This is a genomic window from Streptomyces sp. H27-H5 (assembly GCF_026627505.1).
Lineage (GTDB): Bacteria > Actinomycetota > Actinomycetes > Streptomycetales > Streptomycetaceae > Streptomyces.
In genome coordinates, this window is the sequence record NZ_JAPNLK010000321.1 from 1 (window position 1) to 1,031 (window position 1,031).

At 68.8% G+C, this 1,031-nt stretch carries 1 protein-coding gene; it reads left to right on the top strand.

The annotated features are described in order from the left end of the window. A partial coding sequence (locus tag OTB19_RS43030; protein WP_267804302.1) for a transposase occupies positions 1–1,031 on the top strand: 1,031 nt, incomplete at both ends.

Consider the following 1,031-nt stretch of genomic DNA (forward strand, 5'->3'; position numbering starts at 1 on the left):
GAGCTGGCCGGGGAGAGTGTGCGGGCCGCTCTGGAGGCCCTTGCTGTGGCGGCGCCGTCCTGGCTGGCCGGGCAGATCGATGTCACCGAGTTCGCCGAGCGGTACGGGCCACGGATCGACGGCTGGCGGATGCCGTCCTCGAAGACCAAGCGCGACCGTCTCGCCCAGGTCTTCGGCCAGGACGCCCTCGCTTTATGCCGGGCGGCCTGGGCCGCCGACACCCCGGGATGGATCCGTGAGATCGAGGCCGTGGGCCTGCCGCGGCAAATCCTGGTGCAGACCTACATTATCCGCTCCGATGCCCGGGGACGGCAGGTGATCAGGAAGCGGGACGCCGATGACGGCGTCCCACCCGGCCGACTCCGCCTGGCCTCCCCCTACGACGCGGACGCGCGCTGGGCGGCCAAGGGCGACGACCTGTTCTGGATGGGCTACAAGGTCCACCTCACCGAAACGTGCGGCACACTCCCCGAAGCCGAAGCCGAAGCCGAAGCCGAAGCCGAAGCCGAAGCCGGGGCCGGGGCCGGGGCCGGGGCAGGGGCAGGGGTGATGCCGAATCTGATCACCGATGTACACACCACCGACGCGACCGTGCCGGATGTGAAGGCCACCGCACCGATCCAGCGCAAGCTCGCCGGACACGGTGTGAAGCCCGGCGAGCATTACCTCGACTCCGGCTACCCCTCCGCGGACCTGATCACCAAGGCCATGCAAGACGGTATCCATATGGTCACTCCGGTTCTTCTGGACCGTTCCGCGCAGGCCAGGGCCGCCGAGGGCTTCGAGAAGAACGCTTTCACCATCGACTGGAAGAACCGCCAGGTCCGCTGCCCCGCCGGCCGCACCAGCTCGCACTGGAACCCGGTGAAGCAGCACGGCAAGGACGCCATCGTCATCACCTTCAGCGTCCTGACCTGCCGCGACTGCCCCTTCCAACAGCGGTGCACCACCTCGAAACCCGGACGCCGCATACTCACCCTCAGGCCCGAGGAACTCCACGAGAACCTCGCCCGGGCCCGCGCCGAGCAGAA